Here is a 1964-nt window from a genome sequence, read left to right on the forward strand (position 1 = left end):
GTTAGTGTATAATTATCATTGGCAACAATAAGAATTATTCTTGAAAAAAGGGAAGAAGAGAAATTCCCTGCTTCCCAATCATACAGTTTTTCTTTATGATATTAGTTGCGAAACAAAACACGTAAAGGAGACTGTATGATGAAATCTATTGTAGAGGAAAAACTGGTATCTTTCAAGAGTCTGGAACAGAAAATTTTTGCCTATGTGTGTGAGCTTGGCAGAGAGATCACCCGGATCATGCTGGAAAACTATGACGTTGAGCTGTCGGAAGAACGGGACAGGAGCCGGTACCGGGATAAGGGGAAGCGCAGCACCACCATTAAGACTGTTTATGGGGAGGTAACCTATGCCAGACGGGTATATCAGACAAAACTGGAAAACGGGCGGAATGCCCATGTGTACCTGCTGGATGAAGCGATGCATATGGAAAAGATCGGCCTGCTCTCCACAAACCTTGCGGAAAAGATCGCCATGATAGTCACCGAATCCCCTTACCGGGTGACAGCGGAGACTATCAGTGAAACCTGCGGTCAGAGTATCAGCCACGGAGGAGTATGGAACCTGGTGCAAAGACTGGGGGAACGGATCAGCAAGGAAGAAGAGTATGCCGTAAAGCAGATGGAGTCAGGGCAGGCAGAGGGGCAAAGGGAGATCCCGGTGCTGTTTGAAGAAATGGACGGGGTATGGCTGTGTATGCAGGGGAAGGACCATAAAAAGCGGAAGAAGCAGGAACTAAAGGTATTCACCATGTATGAAGGCTGGGAGGCGTGGAATAAGAAAAACCGTCTCGTGAATAAGACCATGCTGGCAGGGATGGAAAAGAGCAGCCGGTTCCATGAGAAACGGGAAGCACTGATCGAGAAGACATACAACGTGGATGAGATACGGCAGCGTGTCCTGAACGGGGATGGGGGAAGCTGGATCCGGGAACCTTATGACCCGGAAACGATCTTCCAGCTGGACCGGTTCCACATCTATCAGGAAATAAAAAGAAAACTGAAAGAGAAAGAGGCCCAGAAGGCGGTAACGGAGCTGTTTGAAGCGAAGCAGATCGACCGGATGCTGGAATACATCCGGATTTATGCGGATAGCGTAGCTGGTGAAGACGAAACGGACAAACGGAGCCGCGATGCCGGGAAGCTGCTGGAATACCTGTCGAATAATAAGGAAGGACTCCTGCCCTGGCAGGAACGCGGAAGAAAGATACCGGAAGCAAAGCCTGGGATCGTCTATAAGAATATGGGGGTACAGGAGAACCAGAACTGTACAGTAGTCACGTTACGGATGAAGCACAGAAGGATGCGCTGGTCAGAGAATGGTGCGAATAACATGGCGAAAGCACTGTACCGGAAAGAAAACCGGGAGCTGATCGAAACGATAGAACGGTATACGGATGGTCTGGTCTTTACGATGCAGATGCAGGAAGCAGTAAAGTGCCTGAGTGCGGCAAAAGCGCCGAAGAAGGACGGGAAGGGGAATCCGTACGCAGAGATCATCCGGCATCATATGCCGCTGCTGGATGCGCTGCAGACAGCATCAAGGAAGGCATTCCGGGAGGCATTTGTATGAGCGGGCTGGAGATGAAACGGGTAGACATTGGAGAATTATACAGTCTGCTGGAAATGTATGAAAAAACATACGGAGGGGTACCGGAAGAACTGCTGGAGGGCATAGCGGCGGCATATAAAAGGCAGGGAGGAACAGGAACGATCCGAAACCCAAGGGGAGCCGGGAGAAAGAGTATAACCATCCCGGAGGAGATCGGGAAAGTGAAATGCTTAAGAGAAAAGGGATATACAATAAGGAGGATTGCAGGGGAAATGGGGTGTTCCGTAGGACGTGTTCATAAATTAATTAATGAACAAAAAGGTATCTAAGAAAGAGGTTGCATGAGATAAAAAGGCTATGTAAAACTAGTTTCATAAAGAAAATCAGAAAAGTGCCAACGAACACTTGACACAAAC

Annotated in this window: 2 protein-coding genes; both read left to right on the forward strand. The window is 48.5% G+C overall.

What is annotated here, in order from left to right:
* Positions 1 to 135: 135 nt before the first annotated feature.
* On the forward strand, positions 136 to 1569 hold the full coding sequence (locus tag NFR99_RS15160) for an ISLre2 family transposase (protein WP_251354073.1): 1434 nt from the start codon (positions 136 to 138) through the stop codon (positions 1567 to 1569).
* Positions 1566 to 1877 (forward strand): helix-turn-helix domain-containing protein, encoded by a 312-nt coding sequence (locus NFR99_RS15165; protein WP_251354074.1) that lies wholly within the window; start codon positions 1566 to 1568, stop codon positions 1875 to 1877. The genes NFR99_RS15160 and NFR99_RS15165 overlap by 4 nt, the downstream gene beginning before the upstream one ends.
* The last annotated feature ends 87 nt before the right edge of the window (positions 1878 to 1964 follow it).

This window comes from Hominisplanchenecus murintestinalis (genome assembly GCF_943193015.1).
Taxonomy (GTDB): domain Bacteria; phylum Bacillota; class Clostridia; order Lachnospirales; family Lachnospiraceae; genus Hominisplanchenecus_A; species Hominisplanchenecus_A murintestinalis.

Bases quoted from the DNA above. Each gene is read 5' to 3' on its own strand.
- NFR99_RS15160 (WP_251354073.1), top strand. From the start codon at position 136: ATGATGAAATCTATTGTAGAGGAAAAACTGGTATCTTTCAAGAGTCTG.
- NFR99_RS15165 (WP_251354074.1), top strand. From the start codon at position 1,566: ATGAGCGGGCTGGAGATGAAACGGGTAGACATTGGAGAATTATACAGT.